Source organism: Polaromonas sp. UBA4122, assembly GCA_002381615.1.
Lineage (GTDB): Bacteria > Pseudomonadota > Gammaproteobacteria > Burkholderiales > Burkholderiaceae_C > Polaromonas.
In genome coordinates this window covers 12,465-34,372 of record DFWY01000033.1, presented here as the reverse complement: position 1 = coordinate 34,372, position 21,908 = coordinate 12,465, and the positions used below count along the sequence as shown (strand labels likewise).

Genomic DNA, 21,908 nt, shown 5'->3' with positions numbered 1-21,908 from the left:
CCGGCTATGCGAGAGCATGCCGGGATTTTTTTTGAGCAGTTTTGCTATGTATTCAATAGCTTCAAGCACCCGTGACATATGCGCTGGTGACTCATTTGTTCTGAAAATAACAACGAGAAAAACGTTGGCATGCGAATAAGCAATGCGGCGCCCGCCCGGAAAGTGAGACCAACCGCTTTCAGCGCCTGCTGAGCAACTTCATGTCTCAATAGTGCTACCGTCCTTATTCCATGGGTACAAGCAGCTATCAAAATCATAGCTTTTACGCGGCGATGACATGAATGCTCACGGTTTGACGTCAAGTAAAAACCTGGGCTCTTAAGGCGGTTCATCGGCTTCGCACGGCAGGCCCTGTCTCTGAAAGTTTTTGGCAGTGCTCTTAAAATACCGGTTACTCAGCCGGCTGTTGCAGCGCCTGTCATTGCAGGCTTTTACTCCCGCCCGCTTTAATCAAAAGGTTTGCATGCTTGTTCAGGATGGTTTGCCCACGCGCGAACGCGTACGCGCGCTGGTGGTGATCATGCTCGGGATTGTCATGGCCGTGCTCGATGGCACTATCGTCAATCTGGCCCTGCCCGACATCACGCGCGAACTGAATGCCTTCGCCGCCCAATCCATCTGGGTGATCAACGCCTACCAGATCGCCACGCTGGCCTTGCTGCTGCCCCTGGCCACGCTCGGCGACATCGTGGGCTATCGGCGTGTTTATCTGACCGGCATGGCGGTGTTCACGGCTGCCTCGGTGGCGTGTTCGTTGGCCGATTCATTGACCACACTGGCGCTCGCTCGCGTGATGCAAGGCATAGGCGCGGCCGGTCTCATGAGTGTGAACGCGGCGCTGGTGCGGCTTACTTATCCATCGCGCCTGTTGGGGCGGGGCATCGCCATCAATTCGCTGGTGGTGGCGACCGCCTCGGTGGCGGGGCCCAGCATTGCAGCGGGCATTCTTTCGGTGGCCTCGTGGCCCTGGTTGTTCGCCATCAATGTTCCTTTCGGCTTGATCTGCCTGTGGTTGGGGCGCAAGGCTTTGCCGGACAACTTGGCCAAGGCAAGCGGCGCGCGTTTCTCGGTGCTGGATGTCGTATTGAACGGCCTGATGTTCGGGCTGGTATTTCTGGGAATTGATGGTCTTGGCGTTCAGGTTGAAGCAAGCCCTGGCGGCGCGCACGGCACACCGATGTGGCTAGCGCTTTCCGAGCTGGCTGCGGGCGTCGTCGTGGGCGTGATCTACGTGAGGCGCCAGCTGGAAGAGCCGGTGCCACTGTTTCCGCTGGACCTGTTGCGCATCCCGGTTTTCGCCTTGTCCATGGGCACCTCCGTGGGGGCTTTTTGCGCCCAGACGCTGGCCTATGTCGGATTGCCGTTCCTGTTGCTGGGCAGCTATGGGCGCAGTCATCTGGAGGCGGGCCTGCTGCTCACCGCCTGGCCGCTGGCCATTGTGGTCATAGCGCCGCTGGTGGGGCGTCTTATCGGTCGCTACCCGGGCGGGCTGTTGGGCGGCTTGGGGATGGGCTTGCTATCCCTGGGCCTGATGGCTCTGGCCCTATTGCCAGCGCAGCCCGCCAACGCCGATATCGTCTGGCGCATGGCCTTGTGCGGCGTGGGGTTTGGTCTGTTTCAGTCGCCCAACAACCACATCATCCTCACCTCGGCTCCGGCGCACCGCAGCGGTGGCGCTAGCGGCATGCTGGGCACGGCGCGCCTGACCGGGCAAACCCTGGGCGCGGTGCTGCTGGCCATCGTTTTCAGTTTTTTCGATGCGCAGCACGGCAAAGGTCCGCTTGTCGCGCTGTGGCTGGCCGCAGGTTTTGCGGCGGTGGCCGGGACCTGCAGCGCGCTGCGTATAAAGCGGCAATGACGAGGGCGCTGGCAAAGAGCGGATCAGGCCGCAGGCTTGACTGAGCCGGGAACGGCGTTGACTCGCATCCGTCTGGCGGGTGCATGCCACCCTGAACTTATGGTTTTGACCATTCGCTGCCCTGCGAATGGCTCCCAAGGTCACGCGGTCCAGTTCTCTGCCGTTCGTGTTCATGCTGGGGCACGCTAGTGAGCGCTGAGCAGCATGGGTGTCGCGCCAGCCGGTAAATCGCGGCCTGGACGCGGATTTTTAGGCGTTAAATCCGGTGTTAGCCAATATTTCACGGGCGCAAGCAGCTATCGAAATAATAGCGGTTGGTGCCACCAACAGGAATCGAACCTGTATCTAGCGCTTAGGAGGCACTCGTTCTGTCCATTGAACTATGGCGGCACTTCTTGGCAAGTTGCGAAGAACAAGAATTGTATGCGCTGGCTGAGCGTTGGCAGGGGCGGGCTGAAGCTGGCTCAGTCGTAAGGCACCGTAAAGATCAGGTCCACGGCGCTTTGCTGGCCAGCTTGCGCGCGCACCGTGAAGCGTTGCGACAGGTCATAAAAAACATACAGGGTGCCCAGGGCGCCTGAAATGCTGCGTTCATAGGCGGCGTAAAAATTGCGCGAAAAGCGTCTGCCCAGCGTAACCGCGCCCTCGGTGGTGCTGCCATCTGCATTGCTGGACGCACCGCGAAACGACAACTCATCGAGCCCCAGCGATGCAGCCAGGCCCCCCGAAATTCCGCCGCTTTTGCTGCCCAGCAGTGCCAGTGCCGCCTGCTGCAGCAGCGCTGCTTCGGCGCCGCCGGCGGCCGACGGCCGACCAATCACCAGCCATGACAGTTTTTCAGCATCGGGCAGCTCGGGCTGCGCGTAAAGGCGCACGCGCGGCAGCAAGGCCGTGCCGGTGATTTGCACGCCCACGCGCTGGGTGAGGTTGGGGCGAATGGCCAGGATGTCCAGCGTTGGGTTGTCGACAGGCCCGGTGAACCGCAGCACGCCTTGCTCGACATCCAGACGCTGACCGTAGGCGCGGTACTGCCCGCCAGCGGTGTTGACCGTGCCCGTCAGCCGGGGCTCGCGCAGCGAGTCACCATAGAGGGCCAGTGTGCCGCGAACCCGCGTGTCAAGGCCCTTGCCCTGGATCCGGAAGTCACGGCCCAGATCGATTTGAACGGCCAGCTTGATGGGCCGGACTTCCTTGTCCGATGTCGGTGCGCTGGTTTGTGCCGGTGCCTTCTGGCCGGCAGCGGCACCGCGGGTAGTGCGCACCAGCACGTCGTCGCCCAGCTGGGGCGTGCCTTCGTCGGGAAGAATGATGCGCGCCTGGTCTATCACCAGCTTGCCAGTCAGTTCGGTCTGGTCACCCTTGAGGCTGGCCTGCACCTCGCCAGACACGGTGACTTGCCGGTCGGTGCGCAGACTGGCGTGCAGCCGCTCCAGTTTGGCACTCAGCTGTACTTGCGGCCGGCCCTCGATCCAACCGGCCTCGCCCTGCGCCGTCAGCAGGCCGCCGGTGCCTTTGTCGCCAGCCCCTTGCAGGGAGAACTCGTTGATGCGCATGCGCGTGCCATCCAGCCGGGCCCGCAGGCGGCCGTTGCCAAACTCGATGCCATCGACGATCGAGCGCAAGGCCAGGTCGTTGGCTTGCAGGTCACCTGTCAGCTGGGGGGCAGCACGCGTGCCGCCAATGGCCACATCGGCCCCGAGCGAGCCGCGAAGCCGCCAGCCCGGTGGTGCCAGCATCGACCAGACCCCAATGCGCGGCAACTGCGCATGCAGCTGGCCATTGAGCGCCGCATCAGCCGGCCAGAGCCAGCCACCCAGTCCGGTGCCTGAAGGAGCGCGCGCCAGGCGCGTCAAAAGCCGGCCGTCGGCGGTGCCCGCGCGTTCGCTGTCCCAGCGCACAGCCAGCGTCAAGGCCTCGCCTTCACTAACCAGCGACACCCGCGCTTGCCGCACACCGGCCGCCACGCGGGTAGAAGTGCCTTGTGCGGTGTCTGCCTGAACCGTGATGTCGCCACTGCTACGTGTCAGGCTGGCTTTGAGTGCCAAGGTATCGCTGAGTCTGGCATCCCATTCGCCTTCAAATACCAGGTTGCCCGCAAGGCCGGCACCGGCCATCTGCGGGCCGCCCAGCAACTCAATCCAGGCCATGGGTAAGCCGGTGAGTTTGCCGGCGGTGAAGAGTTCACCGGGCCGCCAGCGTATAGGTTGCCAGGTGAGCGTGGCTTGTGAGGGAGCGGTGGCTGAGGCGCTCGCGGACGGCGCGCTTAACAAGGCCTCGCCAGCACCACTTTCAAATGCACCGCCAGCGCGTGTCGGCGTCCACTTGAGCGGCACCGCTGCGCGCGTCGCCAGCCGCCATGCTCCCGCTCCCAAGGCGGGGTCCTCAACGCTCACGCTGAGCTGCTTGAGCAGGCCTTGCCAGGCCGATTCGCCTAGCGCTGCGTTGCGCGCGGCGGCCTGCCTGACGCGCCCGCCAACGGCTGCCAGTTGCAGGGCGTAGCGGCGCTGGTCCACTTCCATGCGGCCCTGTGCGCTGAATTGCGCCTGGCTCAAGCGGCCTGAGAGTGAGGCTTGCAGTGCGCGGATTTTCAGCACGCCCGGGGTGGCGGTGGCTGGAGACGGGGCTGCGGAAATGGGCCCCGCTGTGCGCCAGTCGAGTGAAGGCAGCTCCAGCCGCGCCTGCAGCGCCGGATCGAGCCAGCCTCCTTGCCAGCTGGCCTGGAGTTCAGCGCTGCCGCTCGCCGAAGCCGTTTGAATGGTGGCGGGCAGGCCCGGCAGTTTTTGCAGCCAGCGCAAGGCCTGCGCTGCATCCCGGCCGCGCAAGCTCAATGTGCCGCCGCCGCTGGTTTGCCGCAACTCGCCCTGCAGCTTTGCGTCCAGGCCGGGTGCCGTCAACGCCAGCTTGCCTTTGCCGCCACGTGCGGCGGGCTGGACTTCTAGCTGGCCACTCAGTTCGGCCTCATCGGTCCGCACCCGCAGGGCTGACAACACCAAGGTGCCGCCCGCCTGCCGGGGGTTCCAGCTGCCGGTGGCACTGGCATCGCGCAGGCGCAGTTGGCCCAGGGAAGTGTTCTCGCTGGAAGGTGTTCTGGATGCCGGTGCTTTGTTGCCGGTGCTGCGCGCGCTTCCCCCGCTGCTCGCCGCCTGCACGCTGGCTTCAAAGTCCGTTGCTGTGCCTTGGTTGCGCACAGCGGCCCGGCCGTCGATCGGCAGGGGGGCGAGCTGTGTGTGCAGCAGGGCCGGGTTGACGTGCTGCAGCGTGGCCTGCAGTTTCCAGGCTTGCGCCGGTGCTGCCGTGTCCGTTGCGGAGGGCTTGGCGGGCGGGGCGCCAGTCCACTCGCCGTTGGCCAGCAGTTCGCCGCCACCCAGTTGCGCCTTGAGTGTGCGCACAATGCCTGCGCCATTTCGCCACTCGCCCTGGGTTTCCAGGCGTTCCAGGGGGAGCCGGTGCTGGTCCCAGGGGCCAGGCAGGTGATTGGCCAATTGCAGTTGCAGCAACCATGCAGCGCTGGGGGCCGCCGCGGTGCGGTCCAGGGGGCGTACGCTGGCGCTACCGCTCAGCAGGGTTTGCGGCGCATCGGGCCACAGCCCTGCGATGTCCAGATCATGGAAGTTTGCATCGGCCTGCGGCAGCGGCTGCGCGGCCCAGGGTGTGATGCGTGCCGTGGCGCTGGCATGCGGTTGCTGTTGGGGTTGCGCACGACCGGCCGCCGGCTTTGCAGTCATCTGTAGCTCGGCGTTCACCAGCAGCTCCTTTAGCGGACCGCGTACCGTGGCCTGGAACGCAAGCGGTACGGAGGTTTTGCTGTCGGGCAGGGCGGCCGCCAAGGCACCCGACAAGCTGGCATCCAGCATGAGCGGACTGCGGGAAGACAAGACGGCGCGCCCGCTGTAATGGCCACTGGCCACCTGCGCGCTGAGCAGATCGAGCTGATGCTGCAGACCGTTGAATTCGTAGCGCCCTGAAATGCCCGACGCCGTAAATGCTGTAAGGGTCGTGGGCCCCGTCCACCGCAGTTGCCCAACTGAAAACGCATCAAGCACGATCGGCAGAGGAAGACTCAAAGCAGCGGGTGGGCCGGTGGGTGGCGCGGCAGCGGGTGCACGCTGGTCGTCCACCTGCACGCTGGCGGCGCTCAGGCGGTTGAGCTTGAGCGTGCCGTGCAACAGCGACCAGGGTTGCCAGCTCAGGCTGACATCGCGAGCGTCTATTCGCAAGCCGTCCTGCTGCCACACCAGTTGGTCAATCTGCCCGCGTGAACGCAGTGAGCCTGTAGCGCGCTCGGCAGTCAGGGGCTGTGATTGCCCTATCCAGCGTAGTGTGGTGGCCAGGGACCCGTCCATACCGGCCCACCACCACAGCGTACCTAACGCCACCACCGCCAGCACAACGAAGCTGCCGCCGGCCAGCGCAGCGACTCTCAGCCATCGCCGCGCTGGCTTGGCAGGCACTGCAGCAGTCACTAAAGCAGTCTCATCCTTGGGGGTGTTCAATGGGTCCATCGGAACGTCCCTCAAAAGATAAAACCCACGCTCACGTGCAGGCGCACCTGTTTCACCTTGACACCGTAGGCCAGGTCAATCTGCAAAGGACCAATCGGGCTTTTCCAGCGAACGCCGGTGCCCACACCGATGGACGGTCGCATGTCTTGCGGCTTGTCGGCCACGGCGCCCGCATCCAGAAACAGGGTGTTTTCCCATTCGCTGGGCAAACCGTTGCGCAGCATGGGGCGCTGCCATTCAATGCTGCCGACGGCCATGTAGTGGCCGGGCCCGATTACGCCATTGGGCAGCTTGATGCCGATGTCGCGCAACCCATAGCCGCGCACCGTGCTGTCGCCGCCGGTACGAAACAGTTGGGTGCTCGGGATACGGGCGGTGTCTTTTGCCAGCACGGCACCGGCTTCTGCGCGCATCGCAATCCGGCCGCGTTGCAGCGCCTGAATGCCCAGCCAGCGGCCCACCGCACGCGTAAAAGGCTGACGATCGTCACCCAGCGTGGAGCCGCCACCGATCTCGAATCCGAGGCCGTAGCCTTTGCCGGGAAAAGGCAGGCTGTCGAAATAGCGGCCGGTCCAGACATAGTTGACTGTCAAGGCCGAGCCGTCACCAGTATCCACGGCTGAGTTGCCCAGCAGGCCTGCGCCATGCACCTGCGCCCTGTCGTATTGCAGGTAGATGTTACGGTCGATGCGGTCACCGGCCTGCGTTCGGCCAAAGCGCAGGCGTTGGGCCTGGGTGATCAGTGCGTTGTCATCAAGGCGTTCCGTGCGGCCCAGGGCGACCCAGCGCCAGCTTCCCTCGTCGGGGATGGAGGTCCACTCGGTTTGAGCGAACGGGGACTTTTTCTCAAGCTGCAATTTGGTCGCTGCGCGCCAGCCGATGCCGGGTACTCGGTGGTGCGTATGCTCCACGGAGGCCCGCGGCCCGCTGTCGGTCGTCACGCCTATGCCCAGAATGATTTTTTGCAGCTTGGCTTCGCGCACCTGCACCTTCACCGGCGCGGCCAGCGGATCGCTTTCGGGGTCGACAAAAATATAAGCCGAATCAAAGTAGCCGCTGGACGCAAGTCGTTGCTGGGCTTCCACCAGTTGGTTTTGGTCGTAGACTGTGCCCGCATTTAAACGGGCCAGTCGCGGCACCAGCACCGGGTCGTAGCGTTCCACACCCGTAACCTCCATCTTGCCCAAGCGGTACAGCGGACCTGAATCCAGCGCAATTGTCAGGCTGGCGGTTCGGGCCGGTGCGTCCACGTCGGCTAGGCTCCCGGCCAACTTGCCGGCCGGGTAGCGGCGTGCGACCAGACCACGCAGCGCCTGCGTTTTGGCGCCATCCCAGGCATTCTGTGTGAAGCGCTGACCGGTGGGCAGGCGCCAGTCGCGCTGGATTTCGGCGCGCTGGGCCAGCGCATCCGGATCCGGTGATTCGGCAATGTCACCCGAAAAATTGATAGCGACAGGGCCTATCAACGTGGCTTCACCCGGATCAACGGCAACCACAATGGTCGGGCGCTGATTGACGCCACCCTCATGCGTGATACGGATGTCGGGGCTGAAGTAACCGAGCGTGCCCACGAGGTTGCGCACATTAAGCTCGGCGAGCACGATCAGGCGGGCCAGTTCAGCCTCGTCCAGATCAGTTACTGCGCGGTAGCGCTGCAGCTCAATGTGCTTTTCAAGCAGTTCGCGTACCACCGGCGGGGCACGCACGGCAATGTCAAAGGCGGTGACTTCGGGCTCGGCGTTGGTGGGGCCGACGGCGCCCTCTGGTATGGGGGCGGGCTCCACTTTTTGTGGGGGTGGCTTAGGAGGTGGTGCGGTTTGCGTGACACCGGAAGGGGGTGTTGAAACGGCGGTAATGGAAGAAGTAGCAGACTGTGCGGGCGTGCCGATTTGCGCTCTGGCCGTAGGCACAAAGAAAATTACGAGGAGGGCGAAGAGGGCGAAGGAAGGGGGAAGTTTCCCTGATCCTGCCTGGCTGGCCGTCCGCGTGCCGCATGTACTGGGATGGGTCACGGCTTCAAGTTTACTTGCGCACTACTTGGAGAGCAACCGCATCGCCTCTTCAAGTCCCCTGATGGTCAATGGGTACATACGCTGGCTCACCAGTTGCTGGATCACGCTGATGCTCTGGCGGTATTGCCAGACACCCTGCGGCTCCGGATTGATCCAGGCAAACTTCGGGAACGCATGGGTCAGCCGCTCCAGCCATTCGGCACCGGCTTCCTCGTTGTTGTATTCCACGCTGCCGCCGGGTTGCAGTATTTCGTAAGGACTCATGGTCGCGTCGCCCACAAAGATAAGTTTGTAGTCTTTGTTGTACTTGCGGATGATGTCCCAGGTGGAAAACTTTTCACTGAAGCGGCGGCGGTTGTTCTTCCACATGAAGTCATAGACACAGTTGTGAAAGTAATAAAACTCCAGGTGCTTGAACTCCGCCTTCACGGCTGAGAACATTTCCTCGACACGGTGGATGTGCTCGTCCATGGTGCCGCCCACATCCATCAGCAGCAGTACCTTCACGTTGTTGTGGCGTTCCGGCACCATCTTGATGTCCAGCCAGCCGGCATTGGCTGCGGTGGATTTGATGGTGTCGTCCAGGTCGAGTTCTTCTTCGTTGCCCTGACGTGCAAACTTGCGCAGGCGACGTAGCGCGACCTTGATGTTGCGCGTGCCCAGCTCCTGCGTGTCGTCGTAATCTTTATAGGCGCGCTGGTCCCAGACTTTCACAGCGCTTTTGTTACGGCTTTTTTCCTGCCCGATGCGGATGCCCTGCGGATTGAAGCCATTGGCGCCAAAGGGCGAGGTGCCGCCGGTGCCAATCCATTTGCTACCGCCTTCGTGGCGCTCTTTCTGTTCTTCAAAACGGCGTTGAAGCGTTTCCATGAGCTCGTCCCAGCCCATTTTTTCTATTTTTGCCTTGTCCTCAGCGCTGAGCTCCAGCTCCAGGTTTTTGCGCAGCCATTCAAGTGGAACGTCCTGGGTGAAATCGGCGATCACTTCCACACCCTTGAAGTAGGCCGCAAACGCGCGATCAAACTTGTCGTAGTGTTTTTCGTCTTTCACCAGCACGCAACGGCTCAGGTAGTAGAAGTCGTCAATTTTGTAGGCGCCTGCGCCTGCGTTGCCTTCAGGTTTTCCGCTGTTCGGACCTACTACGCCGGCCTCAAGCGCTTCGAGCAGCATCAGGTATTCCTTGATAGACACCGGAAGCTTGGCCGAGCGCAATGTGTAGAAGAAGTCAATCAGCATGGCGTCGTCAACCTCAGTGACGTTGCTTGTCAAGGAGATACAGGAGCTGTGCCTTGACCTCGGGCCACTCGCCGGAGCGCAGGCTGTACATCACGGTGTCGCGAATGGTGCCGTCGCGCCGCAGCGCATGGCCGCGAATCACGCCGTCTTTGCGGGCACCCAGCCGCTCGATGGCGCGCTGCGAGGCATGGTTGAAATTGTCGGTGCGCCAGCCGACCACATGGCAACCCAGGGTTTCAAACGCGTGCGTGAGCATCAGCAGTTTGCAGGTGGTGTTGACGTGGGTGCGCTGGCAGCGTGCGGCATACCAGGTGTAGCCAATTTCAACGCGCTTGATAGCAGGCAATATGTCGTGGTAACTGCTGCTGCCAAAAACCGTGCCGGAGGCCTGGTCGCGGACCGCAAATGCGAAACGGTGGCCAGCCTCGCGTGCCGCCAGTGCGGCTTCTATGTAGGCCCGCGTTTGTTCCGGCTCAGGCACAGACGTGATACGGAGCTTCCAGAGTTCACCGTCGGCGGCAGCGGCGCGCAGACCCACTTCATGGTCAAGCGCGAGGGGCACGAGTTCCACGCCTCGTGCAGAAAGAATGATGGGGTCTACAAAGCTCATGTGTCTTCGTTTCGTTTTTGCGCTTGCGCGCGGCGCCAGCGCCGTGCCAATTGCAAGCCCAGGCCACCGCCCAGGCCCACCAGCACGATGCCGCCCAAGGCGCTGTGGCCATAGCCCTCCGCAGAAATGTCCAGACCCAGCAGTCGCCCCACCCAGAAACCGAGCAGTGCACCGCCCAGAAAGCCGATGGCGTCGGACAGTCCTTCTATCCACAACGATTTTTGATTCATGCGCCCGATTCCTGTATTAACGGTTGTTGCGCTGCATGAACACCAGTTTCTCAAACAGCGACACATCCTGTTCGTTTTTGAGCAGTGCGCCGACCAGCGGTGGTACGGCCACTTTCTCGTCCCTGCTTTGCAGGGCTTCCAGCGGAATGTCTTCGGCCACCAGTAGCTTGAGCCAGTCGAGCAGCTCGCTGGTAGAGGGTTTCTTTTTGAGGCCGGGCAGGTTGCGCACCTCATAAAAGCTCTTCATGGCGGCAGCCAGCAGTTCCTTTTTCAGGTTGGGGAAGTGCACAGCCACGATCTGCTTCATGGTATCGGCATCGGGGAACTTGATGTAGTGGAAAAAACAGCGGCGCAGAAACGCGTCGGGTAATTCTTTTTCGTTGTTGGAGGTGATGAACACCAGGGGCCGGTGTTTGGCCTTGACGAGTTCGCGCGTCTCGTACACATAAAATTCCATGCGGTCGATTTCGCGCAGCAAGTCGTTCGGGAATTCGATGTCGGCCTTGTCGATTTCATCGATCAACAGCGCGACGGGCTGGTCCGCCGTAAAGGCCTGCCACAGCACACCCTTGACGATGTAATTGTGAATGTCCTTGACTTTCTCATCGCCCAACTGTGAATCGCGCAGGCGCGACACGGCGTCATACTCATAGAGGCCTTGCTGCGCCTTGGTGGTGGACTTGATGTGCCATTGCAGCAGCGGAAGACTCAGCGCCTGCGCCACTTCCTCGGCCAACATGGTTTTGCCGGTGCCGGGTTCGCCTTTGACCAGCAGCGGCCTTTTCAGGGCGGCAGCGGCATTGACTGCAAGCATCAGATCCGGGGTGGCGACGTAGTTTTTTGAGCCTTGGAATTTCATGTTCTTGGGTCAGAGGTAGGGGCGAGGAGCGAGAATTTGGGGCCTTTGCGCGGGTTGCCGGCAATTGGTGCCTGGCCTCAGCAGGCGCAGATATAATCCGACGTTCTTTTATACGACGAATTCTCACCTGATTGTGCGCGAAAAATGAATAAGCTGTTCACTACGATATTCGCTGTAGCTGTCTCATGTGTGACGGTCTCAAGCCTTGCCCAAGAGACCAAGGGCGATGCCAAAGTCGGCGGAACCAAGAATGCCATGTGTATTGGTTGCCACGGCATCAAGGGCTACCAAGCCTCTTTCCCTGAGGTGTACAAGGTTCCCATGATTTCTGGCCAAGGTGCCAAGTACATCATGTCTGCGCTCAATGCGTACAAAAAAGGCGAGCGCAAGCATCCCACCATGCGCGGTGTTGCCGGGTCACTGACGAACCAGGACATCGCCGATCTGGCGGCTTATTACAGTGTGCATGGCGTGGTGGTTGGTGCTGAACTCCCCGCCAAGCCGGTCAAAGAGCCCAGCGCCGAGGTGCAGGCCTTGCTCAACAAAGCCAATTGCATATCCTGCCACGGCACCAATTTCAGCAAACCTATCGACCCCACGTACCCCAAGATTGCCGGCCAGCATGCTGACTACCTGTTTGTGGCGCTCAAGGCGTACAAGACCGATAACAACCCAACGGTCGGGCGTGGTAACGCCATCATGGGTGGCATGGCCAAGCAGTTCACCAATGCCGAGCTCAAGTTGTTGGCCAATTATGTGTCGTCGGTCGAAGGTGAACTCAAGGTGGTTCCCCAGAGTAAATTCCGCTGAAGGCGGAACAATCCCCCTCAATAAAAAAGCCGCTGTTTCAGCGGCTTTTTTATTAGCGCAAGGCAAGTTTGTGTCTGCAGGTTTAGTCCCGGGTCGCATGGCGCTGCACGCACTCTATATAGGCCGCGCCGTCGGGTGGTCGGCCTGCACGCTGGCTTTCCCAGACCATCTGGCCCAGGCAGTCCATGGCCTCGTGGTGCGCGTCATGCAGGGAGTTGCGCCTGGCGGTTAAAAGCTCCACGGCCTGGCGAATGCCGCGTGGCTGGTCGATGGAGCACTGCTCGCTGAGTGACAGGTGCATGGACAGGTGCAGGAAGGGGTTGGTTTTGCCAGCTTCCACGGAGTACATCTTTTCAAGCGCAGCGTCTGCATCGGCAAAATCCGCGTGGTATTCGGGGTGCTCCTCTATCCACTGGCTTGCTATTGTTTCTATAGCTTCCATCGGTTGCCCGGATCGGGATTTGGCATAAACTGAGCAGAAAAACCGGCGTACGTCGGCTTGTGAAGGCGTGAACATGGCAAGAGCGTATCACGCGGCGAGCGCCCGTTGCCGACGTGTTGTTGTATCAGTGCTTCATAGACGCGACGGCCCGGCTACGTCCTACAGACAGTTTGGGCGTGCGCCTCTATATTACGGGTCACGGTGGCATAGTTCCGGGGCGTGGCCACCCAACGACTCACAAGCCCGGCGAGGAGATTTCAATGAACGCAGCACGCATCGCAGGAATTATTTTGATCGTTGGCGGCCTGGCCGGCTTTTTCACTGGTGGTTTCAGCTTTACCAAAGACAGGACCGCCGCCAAAATCGGTCCCATCGAGTTGACGGTGAAAGAAAAAGAAGCCGTGAACATTCCCCAGTGGTTGAGCCTCGGTGCTGTGGCCTTGGGCGCGATTGTGCTGGTGATGGGTTTTCGTAAATCCTGACCGGAATTCAGACCCGCCAAGCAGCCCAGCCGCACGACACCTGTCAGGTGCGCTGCACACTCAACATGCGTGAGATCGCCTGCGCTGCTGCGAGCAGTTGCGGCAGCATCGCCTCTTGCATCGCTTTGGCGCTGGTCCGGTTGGCTTGGCCGCTGATGTTTAACGCCGCCACCATCTCGCCGGCCCGGTTGGTAATCGGTGCCGCCATCGACACCAGGCCTTCTTCCAGTTCCTGATTCACCAGCGACCAGCCCTGTTTGCGAATCTGCGCGATCCTGGTCACGAGGTCCTCCACCCCGGTCACGGTGTGCTTGGTGCGTGCCGTTCGTTCTGACGCTGCCAGGCACTGCATGAGTTCTGCTTCAGGCAATGCTGACAGCAACATCCGGCCCATCGATGTGCAGTAGGCCGGCAAGCGCGAACCCATGCCCAGGCTGATGCTCATGATTTTGTGCGTCGGCACGCGCAGCACATACACAATGTCCGTGCCGTCCAGCACCGCCGCCGAGCACGACTCCTTGACCTGTTCGACCAGCGCTTCCATCACCGGCTCAGCCAGGTTCCAGATCGGCATGGACGAGAGGTAGGCAAAACCCAGATCCAGTATGCGCGGGGTCAGGCTGAACAGCTTGCCTTCACTGCGAACGTAGCCGAGCGCCTCCAGGGTGAGCAGGATGCGGCGGGCGCCGGCGCGGCTCAGGCCGCTGCGCCCGGCTACTTCGGTCAATGTTTGCCGGGGCGCAGTGGCGCTGAAAGAACGAATCACTTCAAGCCCGCGCGCAAATGACTGCACGTAGCCGTCGCCGGGCTTGAGGTCTGCAATAAGGGTGGATGCTGCATTTGCCATGGCGCTTTAAATCTCCTAAAATTCATTATACGAACGCTTGTTCTTGTTGCGAACAAAATGCACTCGACAAAAAGTGCGTATGTTTCAGTCCTTGTTGGAGATGTTGGAGACTATAGAATGATCAACAAAATTGCCCGATCCATTGCCGATGCGCTGGCGGATGTGAAAGACGGTTCCACCGTGCTGATTGGCGGTTTTGGCACTGCCGGCATTCCCAATGAACTGATTGACGGCCTCATTGCCCAAGGCGCCAAAGACCTGACCGTGGTCAACAACAACGCAGGCAATGCCGAAGTCGGGCTGGCCGCTTTGCTGAAAGCCGGGCGGGTGCGCAAAATCATCTGCAGCTTTCCGCGCCAGGCCGATAGCCAGGTGTTTGACGGGTTGTACCGCAGCGGCAAGCTGGAACTGGAACTGGTGCCGCAAGGCAATTTGGCCGAGCGCATTCGCGCTGCCGGTGCGGGCATTGGCGCTTTTTTCTCGCCTACCGGCTATGGCACGGAGCTCGCTAAATACCCGGACGGCTCGGCCAAGGAAACCCGTGAAATCAATGGCAAGCACTACGTGCTCGAAATGCCCATTTACGGTGATGTGGCGCTCATCAAGGCCGAGCAGGGCGACCGCTGGGGAAACCTGACTTACCGCATGGCGGCGCGCAACTTTGGCCCGGTGATGGCCACAGCCGCCAAAAAAACTGTGGCCACGGTGCATGAAATTGTCGAACTCGGCGCACTCAACCCGGAACACATCGTGACCCCCGGTATTTTTGTCCATCAGATCGTGAAGATTGACCGCATGGCGACTCAGGCCGGTGGTTTTAAGAAAGCAGCTTGAGCATGAGTTACCAGAAACGCACCAAAGACCAACTGGCTGCACGCGTGGCGCAAGACATTTGCGAAGGCGCTATCGTCAACCTCGGCATCGGCATGCCCACCCTGGTCGCCAACCATATTCCAGCCAGCCGCGAAGTTATTTTGCACAGCGAAAACGGCATTCTCGGCATGGGTCCGGCACCGGCGGAGGGCAAGGAAGACTACGACCTCATCAACGCCGGCAAGCAGCCCATCACGCTGCTCAAGGGCGGCTCATTTTTTCATCATGCCGACAGCTTCGCCATGATGCGCGGCGGCCATCTCGACATTTGCGTGCTGGGCGCGTTTCAGGTCTCGGCCACCGGCGACCTGGCCAACTGGAGCACCGGCGAGCCGGGCGCGATTCCCGCCGTGGGTGGGGCGATGGACTTGGCCATAGGCGCCAAGCAAACCTGGGTGATGATGGATTTGCTCACCAAAAAGGGCGACAGCAAGGTGGTGGCGCAATGCACCTACCCGCTCACCGCCATTGCCTGCGTCAAGCGCATTTACTCTGAACTCGCAACGCTGGCCTGTACGCCGCAAGGCCTCCACCTCATCGATAAGATAGAGGGTCTGGAGCACGCCGAGCTGGAGAAACTCATCGGCCTGCCTATCTCTGTCTGACCCCGAATAAATTTACCAAGCCTTTCATTTTTCGAGAACCCTCATGAAGCAAGCCTTTATCTGCGACGCCATCCGCACCCCCTTCGGCCGCTACGGTGGCGCATTGAGCAGCGTGCGCACCGACGACCTCGGCGCGATTCCGCTCAAGGCCCTGATGGCGCGCAACCCCAACGTTGATTGGCAGACTGTCACCGACGTGATTTTTGGCTGCGCCAACCAGGCCGGGGAAGACAACCGCAATGTGGCGCGCATGGCCAGCTTGCTGGCAGGCTTGCCTATGGAAGTGCCGGGTGCCACCATCAACCGCCTGTGCGGCTCAGGGCTGGATGCACTGGGCACGGCGGCACGCGCCATCAAGTCGGGTGAAGCCACGCTGATGATCGCGGGCGGGGTAGAGAGCATGAGCCGCGCGCCGTTTGTCATGCCCAAAGCCGAGAGTGCCTTCAGCCGTGCCAATGCGGTGTATGACACCACCATCGGCTGGCGCTTCATCAACAAGCTGATGAAGGAAAAGTACGGCGTCGACGCCATGCCCGAAACCGCAGAGAACGTCGCCACCGATTACAAAATCAGCCGCGAAGACCAGGACAAGATGGCGCTGGCCAGCCAGCTCAAGGCCGTGGCCGCGCAAAAGGCCGGCTATTTCGACGCCGAAATTACGCCGGTCACGATTGCCCAGAAAAAGGGCGATCCCCTCGTGGTGAGTAAAGACGAACACCCGCGCGAAACCACGATGGAATCGCTGGCCAAGCTCAAAGGCGTGGTGCGACCTGACGGCACCGTCACCGCCGGCAATGCCAGCGGCGTCAACGACGGCGCCTGCGCGCTGCTGCTGGCCGATGAAGCTACCGCCACCAGAAACGGCCTCACGCCGCGTGCCCGCGTGGTCGGCATGGCTACCGCTGGCGTTGCGCCGCGCATCATGGGCATTGGCCCGGCGCCCGCCACGCAAAAAGTGTTGGCGCTGACCGGCCTGAAGATCGAACAGATGGACGTGATTGAGCTCAACGAAGCCTTTGCTGCGCAGGGCCTGGCCGTGCTGCGTTTGCTGGGCCTGAAGGATGACGACGAGCGCGTCAACGGCTGGGGCGGCGCGATCGCGCTGGGCCACCCGCTTGGCGCCTCGGGTGCGCGCCTGGCCACCACCGCCGTCAACCGCCTGCACACCACGGGCGGACGCTATGCGCTGGCCACCATGTGCATTGGCGTGGGGCAGGGTATTGCGGTTATTCTTGAGCGGGTTTGATAGCGGCGGCGCGCTGCAGGCTTTTGCTACGGGCTTTTCGTAGCAGTCAACTGCTATATTTTTAATAGCTGCTTGCGCCCGTTGCTATTGCGCTACAGGCACTTTTCATCCATAAAATGACCTTCCCGCTGGTCACCGACCCGTTTTTCTACGCCGTCGCCATTCCCGCCGTGCTGATGCTGGGCATCAGCAAAAGCGGCTTTGGTGCGGGTTTTGGCTCGCTCGCAGTGCCGGTGATGGCGCTGTCGGTCACAGTGCCTCAGGCCGCGGCGATTTTGATGCCGCTATTGCTGCTCATGGACTTGTTGGGCGTGGCAGCCTTCCGTAAAAACTTCGATTTGAAGTTCCTCAAGTTTCTGGTGCCTTTCGGCCTGATGGGCACGGTGGTGGGCGCGCTGCTGTTCAAGATGCTTGATGCCAAGGTGGTGGCCGGCATCGTCGGTGGTTTCACCCTGTTGTTTTTGGCGCAGCGCCTGCTGTTCCCGCCCAAGTCCGACAGCCCGCCGCCGCCGAAGTGGCTGGGTGCGATTTTGACGATAACGTCGGGCTTTACCAGTTTTGTGGCCCACGCCGGTGGTCCGCCGCTGAGCGCTTACGTCATTCCGCTGCGCCTCAGCCCGATCAAGTTCACCGCCACCATGGCGTTTTTCTTCTTTGTGATCAACCTCTCCAAGTGGATTCCCTATGCCTGGTTGGGCCTGCTTGACTGGCGCAACCTGGCGACCTCGCTGGTGCTGTTGCCGCTGGCGCCGGTGGGCGTGTGGATAGGCGTTCGCCTGGCGCGGCGCATCAGCCAAGTCTGGTTTTACCGGATTCTCTACTTCGGCATGTTGCTCACCGGCCTCAAGCTGGTGTGGGACGGCTTTCGCTGAATGCTATTGAAAACATAGCTGCTTGCGCCCGTTCGGTAAGCGGTACAGCCTGTTTCTTCTTGAATTCTTGGGAACAAGCAGCCCTTGAAGCAGCGTTACAGCAATTGCCCCTGCAGCGAAGCCTCGGCCAGCAGCTCCGCCAGCCGTGCGCCTTTGCCCTGCCATTCGTACACCACGTTTGCGGTCGGCAGCACGTAATGCCACGGCAAGCCGCTTCGAGCCACGCCCTGCGCGTCTTGCCTCTCACGATGAATCTACTTGCGAAAGACCAAAAGAAACAGCAAAGAGCTTATAGTTATCCACAGCTGACCTTCAACGGTTCAGCTTCAGCCCCCTGGTCGATATTCAATCGGCGCCACCTACAGCATGAACAGGAGCTTTCCCATGATGAATCGCGACAACCCCGTCTGGCTGATTACCGGTTGTTCAACCGGCTTTGGTCGTGAACTGGCAAAACTCGTGCTTGCGCGCGGATGGCGCGCCGTAATTACTGCACGGGATCTGTCGAAGGTGGCGGACCTGGTCGGGAATAATACCGATCGGGCGCTCGCACTTCAACTCGATGTCACCGACCGCAAGCAGGTCGACGACGTTGTGGCGCAAACGCTGCAGCGTTTCGGTCGTATCGACGTGCTCGTCAATAACGCCGGTTACGGCTATCTCGCCGCGATCGAAGAAGGTGAAGATGATGCTGTGCGTGCAATGTTCGAGACCAACGTCTTCGGTTTGGTCGACATGACGAAAGCGGTGCTACCCGCGATGCGCGAGCGGCACAGCGGCCTGATCGTCAACATTTCATCAATCGGCGGCATCACGAGTTTCGCGTCTACCGGCTATTACCACGGCACCAAATACGCGGTCGAAGGGATTTCCGAATCGCTCGCGCTTGAGGTCAAGCCGCTTGGCATCGACGTCCTCATCGTCGAGCCGGGCCCATTCCGCACGAACTGGGCGGGGCCGTCGATCAAGCAGTCGGCGACGCGCATCGATGCTTACGAGTCGACAGCCGGCGAGCGCCGCCGGCAGATAGAGGGCCGCAACGGCAAGCAGGCGGGAGATCCGGTACGAGCCGCACAGGCGATCATCAACGCGGCACTATCGGACACGCCGCCGCTGCGTTTGCTGCTGGGCAAGGGTGCTCTCGAACTGGCGCGCAAGAAGCTTGATCTGCTTCGAAGCGACTTCGACACATGGGAAGGCATAACAATAGGCGCAGACTTTCCCGAAAACGAAAGTTGAACGTTGCAGCCAAAGTGACCTTGCCCCCGAAAAACGTACTGCCTAGCTGATGGTTAAAAATCAGTTCAAGGAGCCGGTCAGAATCTTTTTCCAAAGCGGACAGTTGCTTTGCCGTGAAGCGGGCATTCGACGTTCAAAGTGAAGGGCAATTGAAGGTGGTTCTTTTTACACCCCCCCAGTAGCGCGATGTCCTGTTCCGCACAGACGGACAACTGCTTTGACTTCATATTCGTCTGCAATCAAAGCAGTCGTCAACGTAGGGAGCTGGTTATCCGTTAAGGAGCCAGTCCGGCGGACAAATCGGACCGACAGGCCAACAAACTCATAGGAAAAAGTATCATGAAAAAGTTTCTTGCTCTTATATGCTTGCTTTCTGCCTTTGCAGTGTCAAGCTTTGCGCAATCTGCTCCAGATACGACGCCGGCTGAAGCTGGCGCCAAGCTCGTTGCTGAACGTGACGCTGCATGGCTCAGGGCGCATCCCGGCGGCGCTGAGGTCAAAGAACCGATGGCCCTTAATAACGCAAAACACGTTAAGCGCGCAAAGCATGTCAAGCATGTCAAGCGCGCAAAGCACACGGTAAAAAAAGGCGGGATGACCAACGCCAATACCGCCAAGCCTCAGAAGTAAGACCTCTAAACTATCTTCGCATAGCGGGTATTGGTCGGGTGGCGCCGGCCAGCACAGCGGCTAATGGTGCCTGTCGCCTCGTTGAGAGGTTAGGCCTCTCTATGTTGAGTCGGCCGGCGAAGGAAAAGCCAAAAATAGATTGCGATGTTGATGACAACGACCGCGGCAGCAAGTTCGAACTGAACCTCGCGGGTTAGACCTGAAGGATAGATGACGTCGAGGAGATAGTGCTCGACGAAGCTTTCCGTGTAACCCGATTGACCGGCTCTGATACGAAAATCGTTCTCGATATAGGTGAGCGGGCAGATGCGACCAGTCAGCTCTACAAAGAGCGCCCAAGCCGCCACTGGAAGATGAACAAGTGGCATCCAGCGCCACCTCACGGCGAGTGCCCCACCAAAAAGGGCAAATAGGATGAATGCCAAGTGGAGCAGGAGGGTGCCGTCAGCGGCAAAACGAAAGTACATGAGAAAGTCGACACAATGGTTGATGCCAAATGAGGGCGAGACACGGCCATACCGCTATTGTGCAGAAGTGCCGAAGAAGTTCAAAAATGCCCTCGGTGTAAGGGGAAGAGCTGGTGGGATTTGAGGAACTTATGTCGGACCCTTTTGCAGGACCATCACGTCGTAAGCATAGTCTCGCAAGGCGACGGCCAGCAGGGTCTTGTCTGGACCCATGCCCTTTATCGTCCCCGTCGAATTGGCGTGTAAAGCTGCGTGCGTTTCTGCCCACTGCTTGGTTCCTTTTTTTTTGTCTCAAACCCACCTTTGAATTTTTGGTGGGTGCGGAGGCGAATTCCGGTGAAATGCTCCCCTGATTGTGTGCCGTAAGTCGCCATATCAGCAGCCCTCCGGAGAGGAGCGCTGCGGCGCACAACATCAAACTTGTAATTGGGCATTGAGCCCTATAAAATAATTTCCTGCATGTCTGCCTTTCTTACATAGCGCCAGGTCACTGATTCGACGTAAAGACACCGGACTTTTTTAAGCTATCCCTGGCGCACCGCCAGAGTTGAAGCGCGACTTCCTCGATCTCGTCATCGACAACGCAGAACTCCTCTATCCGGTCGCTGAGCAGATTGCCAAGTACGTCTTGTCGTTCGATGACCTGACGCGCGTAGAACAAAAGCGAATCGCAACAAAACTTCTTCGACCACTCAAGAGTAAGAGAAACCCGCCGCCCCCTTACTACGCCACGTGGATTCTCCACATTTTTGCCTCAGAATCAGCGTGGAACCACGCAACAGACATTGTTGCGCTTTATTCCGAGTCCACATCTGAGGTGATCAAGCGCCACGCTGTCCTTGTAGTGCATTCATCGGGCAATCGCTCCGAGGCGGTCGCCATAAAGGATGATTACGTGGGCGCTTCGCCGTTGCTGAGGCTCGCTATCCTCTTTGCGAGTCGGAATCTTGGTGCCGATGAGCGCAAGCATTGGAAGTTTGCAAACGGGGTTAGCGGTGGCATCGAGAAGCTCATTTGAATGCGTACGCTGCCCAAATGATGCTCTCGCTGAAACCCCAAAGGCCTTCCGCCACATCCCACATCCCTCCAACCGAACCAATGCAGAACCCACAGAGTGGCTATAGACCAGTCCGGAAATGAGAAAAGCACCTAGGCTTGTGACCTAAGTGCTTGATTCGTTTCTTGTTTTCGGCTCCTCAACCTGGGCTCGAACCAGGGACATCACAGTTGGCGTTGCATGCGACAGGTCGCTAAGCTGCAAAGTTTTGTAAGCAAAATTTACCGTCGTCATCACGCGGCCCCTGTACTGCGTTGAGCATGTGAGGCTTACACATAGTCTTTAAGGAGTTTCAAATGAAGAAGTTTTCCCTCTCCCTCGTCAGCGCATCTGCGGTACTGGCGTTTGCCAGCATGCTTCCGGCCCACGCAGCTGTCGATGCCGACGCCGCTCAAGCTTTGTTCAAAAAGAATGATTGCACTAAGTGCCACTCTGTCGACAAGACCAAAAAAGGTCCCTCCCTGAAAAAGATTGCCGCCAAATACAAAGGCAAACCTGATGGCCAGGAAAAAGCCATTAAGAACTTTACGACCGGCCCCAAGGTCAAGCTCGACGACGGCAGCGAAGAGGAGCATAAGGTAATTGATACCAAGGACTTGGCAGCGCAGAAGAACCTGGCCGACTGGATTTTGTCGCAATAGTTTTGTTGGTGCAAAGTCGGAAACAAGACAAAAAAAGCCACCGCAATCGGGTGGTTTCTTAAATCAATTTTCCGCGGTCAGCCATATAAGGTCGACCAATCGGATTCGAGTTGCTGTACTGTTTCCTGCCCCGGCTCTAGTGGGCATTCCGGCACCCACGGGCTACTGGCTTGGCCTGTGCGATGCTGCTTGTCTGTGCGTGCAAATCATGGCGACCGACTGGAAGGTGCCCATAATTTTGTATTTCGATTCACACCACGCCAAATGTGCAACTTGGAGAGTTCCGGCTCTTTGCACTCCCCCCTTTGACGAACTTGATAATTGACTCAACTTCCTCAATGCTAGTGCGGAACCATTCTTTCGCCCTCGCGGAATTTGTCAATGACTTTG

21 protein-coding genes and 1 tRNA gene are annotated in these 21,908 nt (G+C 59.8%); 11 read left to right on the top strand and 11 right to left on the bottom strand.

The window, feature by feature from the left end; translation table 11 throughout:
* Positions 1 to 463: 463 nt before the first annotated feature.
* Positions 464 to 1,858, top strand: a complete 1,395-nt coding sequence (locus B3F77_RS04580; protein ID WP_293603815.1) for an MFS transporter — start codon at positions 464 to 466, stop codon at positions 1,856 to 1,858.
* A 315-nt stretch (positions 1,859 to 2,173) separates the two neighbouring features.
* On the opposite strand, the gene B3F77_RS04575 is transcribed toward B3F77_RS04580, so the two are convergent.
* From B3F77_RS04575 to B3F77_RS04545, 7 genes are all read right to left on the bottom strand, one after another.
* Positions 2,174 to 2,248: transfer RNA gene (locus B3F77_RS04575), tRNA-Arg, on the bottom strand.
* 74 nt (positions 2,249 to 2,322) lie between these two features.
* Positions 2,323 to 6,360 carry a translocation/assembly module TamB domain-containing protein gene (locus B3F77_RS04570; RefSeq protein ID WP_293603814.1) on the bottom strand — a complete coding sequence of 1,346 codons (4,038 nt, stop codon included), beginning with the start codon at positions 6,358 to 6,360 and terminating at the stop codon, positions 2,323 to 2,325.
* Positions 6,361 to 6,371: 11 nt separating this feature from the next.
* Entirely contained in the window at positions 6,372 to 8,270 is a 1,899-nt protein-coding gene (locus B3F77_RS04565) for an autotransporter assembly complex protein TamA (protein WP_293603813.1), read from the bottom strand.
* A 123-nt stretch (positions 8,271 to 8,393) separates the two neighbouring features.
* Entirely contained in the window at positions 8,394 to 9,608 is a 1,215-nt protein-coding gene (locus B3F77_RS04560) for a vWA domain-containing protein (protein ID WP_293603916.1), read from the bottom strand.
* A 13-nt stretch (positions 9,609 to 9,621) separates the two neighbouring features.
* A complete protein-coding gene (locus tag B3F77_RS04555; RefSeq protein WP_293603812.1) occupies positions 9,622 to 10,218 on the bottom strand; it encodes a GNAT family N-acetyltransferase in 597 nt (198 codons plus the stop codon).
* The gene (locus tag B3F77_RS04550; protein WP_293603811.1) at positions 10,215 to 10,448 is read right to left on the bottom strand and encodes a hypothetical protein; all 234 of its coding nucleotides are present in this window, start codon (positions 10,446 to 10,448) and stop codon (positions 10,215 to 10,217) included. Before B3F77_RS04550 ends, B3F77_RS04555 begins: the two co-directional genes overlap by 4 nt.
* A gap of 16 nt (positions 10,449 to 10,464) precedes the next feature.
* Positions 10,465 to 11,307 (bottom strand): AAA family ATPase, encoded by an 843-nt coding sequence (locus tag B3F77_RS04545; protein WP_293603810.1) that lies wholly within the window; start codon positions 11,305 to 11,307, stop codon positions 10,465 to 10,467.
* A 144-nt stretch (positions 11,308 to 11,451) separates the two neighbouring features.
* Here B3F77_RS04545 and B3F77_RS04540 point away from each other — a divergent pair, with 144 nt between their 5' ends.
* Positions 11,452 to 12,117 carry a c-type cytochrome gene (locus B3F77_RS04540; protein WP_293603809.1) on the top strand — a complete coding sequence of 222 codons (666 nt, stop codon included), beginning with the start codon at positions 11,452 to 11,454 and terminating at the stop codon, positions 12,115 to 12,117.
* Positions 12,118 to 12,199: 82 nt separating this feature from the next.
* Here B3F77_RS04540 and B3F77_RS04535 read toward each other — a convergent pair whose 3' ends face one another.
* Positions 12,200 to 12,634, bottom strand: coding sequence for a DUF1841 family protein (locus B3F77_RS04535; RefSeq protein ID WP_293603808.1), 435 nt, complete (start codon positions 12,632 to 12,634; stop codon positions 12,200 to 12,202).
* 185 nt (positions 12,635 to 12,819) lie between these two features.
* Between B3F77_RS04535 and B3F77_RS04530 the strand changes: the two genes are divergently transcribed.
* Positions 12,820 to 13,041 (top strand): hypothetical protein, encoded by a 222-nt coding sequence (locus B3F77_RS04530; RefSeq protein ID WP_293603807.1) that lies wholly within the window; start codon positions 12,820 to 12,822, stop codon positions 13,039 to 13,041.
* Positions 13,042 to 13,084: 43 nt separating this feature from the next.
* Here the strand turns inward: B3F77_RS04530 and B3F77_RS04525 are convergent, their stop codons facing one another.
* Positions 13,085 to 13,888, bottom strand: coding sequence for an IclR family transcriptional regulator domain-containing protein (locus B3F77_RS04525; protein ID WP_293603806.1), 804 nt, complete (start codon positions 13,886 to 13,888; stop codon positions 13,085 to 13,087).
* 117 nt (positions 13,889 to 14,005) lie between these two features.
* Between B3F77_RS04525 and B3F77_RS04520 the strand changes: the two genes are divergently transcribed.
* From B3F77_RS04520 to B3F77_RS04505, 4 genes are all read left to right on the top strand, one after another.
* Complete coding sequence (locus tag B3F77_RS04520; RefSeq protein WP_293603805.1) at positions 14,006 to 14,722, top strand: 3-oxoacid CoA-transferase subunit A; 717 nt, start codon at positions 14,006 to 14,008, stop codon at positions 14,720 to 14,722.
* Between the two features lie 2 nt (positions 14,723 to 14,724).
* A complete protein-coding gene (locus B3F77_RS04515) occupies positions 14,725 to 15,366 on the top strand; it encodes a 3-oxoacid CoA-transferase subunit B (RefSeq protein WP_293603804.1) in 642 nt (213 codons plus the stop codon).
* Positions 15,367 to 15,409: 43 nt separating this feature from the next.
* Complete coding sequence (gene pcaF / locus B3F77_RS04510; RefSeq protein WP_293603803.1) at positions 15,410 to 16,612, top strand: 3-oxoadipyl-CoA thiolase; 1,203 nt, start codon at positions 15,410 to 15,412, stop codon at positions 16,610 to 16,612.
* 116 nt (positions 16,613 to 16,728) lie between these two features.
* The gene (locus tag B3F77_RS04505) at positions 16,729 to 17,484 is read left to right on the top strand and encodes a sulfite exporter TauE/SafE family protein (RefSeq protein WP_293603802.1); all 756 of its coding nucleotides are present in this window, start codon (positions 16,729 to 16,731) and stop codon (positions 17,482 to 17,484) included.
* Between the two features lie 95 nt (positions 17,485 to 17,579).
* Here B3F77_RS04505 and B3F77_RS04500 read toward each other — a convergent pair whose 3' ends face one another.
* Entirely contained in the window at positions 17,580 to 17,708 is a 129-nt protein-coding gene (locus B3F77_RS04500) for a hypothetical protein (protein WP_293603801.1), read from the bottom strand.
* Between the two features lie 160 nt (positions 17,709 to 17,868).
* Here B3F77_RS04500 and B3F77_RS04495 point away from each other — a divergent pair, with 160 nt between their 5' ends.
* Both B3F77_RS04495 and B3F77_RS04490 read left to right on the top strand, forming a co-directional pair.
* A complete protein-coding gene (locus tag B3F77_RS04495; RefSeq protein ID WP_293603800.1) occupies positions 17,869 to 18,723 on the top strand; it encodes an oxidoreductase in 855 nt (284 codons plus the stop codon).
* 339 nt (positions 18,724 to 19,062) lie between these two features.
* Entirely contained in the window at positions 19,063 to 19,353 is a 291-nt protein-coding gene (locus tag B3F77_RS04490; protein WP_293603799.1) for a hypothetical protein, read from the top strand.
* A gap of 89 nt (positions 19,354 to 19,442) precedes the next feature.
* Here B3F77_RS04490 and B3F77_RS04485 read toward each other — a convergent pair whose 3' ends face one another.
* Positions 19,443 to 19,820, bottom strand: a complete 378-nt coding sequence (locus B3F77_RS04485; RefSeq protein ID WP_293603798.1) for a DUF2784 domain-containing protein — start codon at positions 19,818 to 19,820, stop codon at positions 19,443 to 19,445.
* A gap of 547 nt (positions 19,821 to 20,367) precedes the next feature.
* Between B3F77_RS04485 and B3F77_RS04480 the strand changes: the two genes are divergently transcribed.
* Positions 20,368 to 20,838, top strand: coding sequence for a hypothetical protein (locus B3F77_RS04480; protein WP_293603797.1), 471 nt, complete (start codon positions 20,368 to 20,370; stop codon positions 20,836 to 20,838).
* 335 nt (positions 20,839 to 21,173) lie between these two features.
* Positions 21,174 to 21,518, top strand: coding sequence for a c-type cytochrome (locus B3F77_RS04475; RefSeq protein WP_293603796.1), 345 nt, complete (start codon positions 21,174 to 21,176; stop codon positions 21,516 to 21,518).
* The last annotated feature ends 390 nt before the right edge of the window (positions 21,519 to 21,908 follow it).

Coding starts and splice junctions, on each gene's coding strand:
- B3F77_RS04520 (WP_293603805.1), top strand. CDS start 14,006: ATGATCAACAAAATTGCCCGATCCATTGCCGATGCGCTGGCGGATGTG.
- B3F77_RS04545 (WP_293603810.1), bottom strand. CDS start 11,307: ATGAAATTCCAAGGCTCAAAAAACTACGTCGCCACCCCGGATCTGATG.
- B3F77_RS04525 (WP_293603806.1), bottom strand. CDS start 13,888: ATGGCAAATGCAGCATCCACCCTTATTGCAGACCTCAAGCCCGGCGAC.
- B3F77_RS04475 (WP_293603796.1), top strand. CDS start 21,174: ATGAAGAAGTTTTCCCTCTCCCTCGTCAGCGCATCTGCGGTACTGGCG.
- B3F77_RS04570 (WP_293603814.1), bottom strand. CDS start 6,360: ATGGACCCATTGAACACCCCCAAGGATGAGACTGCTTTAGTGACTGCT.
- B3F77_RS04495 (WP_293603800.1), top strand. CDS start 17,869: ATGATGAATCGCGACAACCCCGTCTGGCTGATTACCGGTTGTTCAACC.
- pcaF (WP_293603803.1), top strand. CDS start 15,410: ATGAAGCAAGCCTTTATCTGCGACGCCATCCGCACCCCCTTCGGCCGC.
- B3F77_RS04505 (WP_293603802.1), top strand. CDS start 16,729: ATGACCTTCCCGCTGGTCACCGACCCGTTTTTCTACGCCGTCGCCATT.
- B3F77_RS04540 (WP_293603809.1), top strand. CDS start 11,452: ATGAATAAGCTGTTCACTACGATATTCGCTGTAGCTGTCTCATGTGTG.
- B3F77_RS04485 (WP_293603798.1), bottom strand. CDS start 19,820: ATGTACTTTCGTTTTGCCGCTGACGGCACCCTCCTGCTCCACTTGGCA.
- B3F77_RS04560 (WP_293603916.1), bottom strand. CDS start 9,608: ATGCTGATTGACTTCTTCTACACATTGCGCTCGGCCAAGCTTCCGGTG.
- B3F77_RS04550 (WP_293603811.1), bottom strand. CDS start 10,448: ATGAATCAAAAATCGTTGTGGATAGAAGGACTGTCCGACGCCATCGGC.
- B3F77_RS04490 (WP_293603799.1), top strand. CDS start 19,063: ATGAAAAAGTTTCTTGCTCTTATATGCTTGCTTTCTGCCTTTGCAGTG.
- B3F77_RS04580 (WP_293603815.1), top strand. CDS start 464: ATGCTTGTTCAGGATGGTTTGCCCACGCGCGAACGCGTACGCGCGCTG.
- B3F77_RS04515 (WP_293603804.1), top strand. CDS start 14,725: ATGAGTTACCAGAAACGCACCAAAGACCAACTGGCTGCACGCGTGGCG.
- B3F77_RS04555 (WP_293603812.1), bottom strand. CDS start 10,218: ATGAGCTTTGTAGACCCCATCATTCTTTCTGCACGAGGCGTGGAACTC.
- B3F77_RS04535 (WP_293603808.1), bottom strand. CDS start 12,634: ATGTTCACGCCTTCACAAGCCGACGTACGCCGGTTTTTCTGCTCAGTT.
- B3F77_RS04530 (WP_293603807.1), top strand. CDS start 12,820: ATGAACGCAGCACGCATCGCAGGAATTATTTTGATCGTTGGCGGCCTG.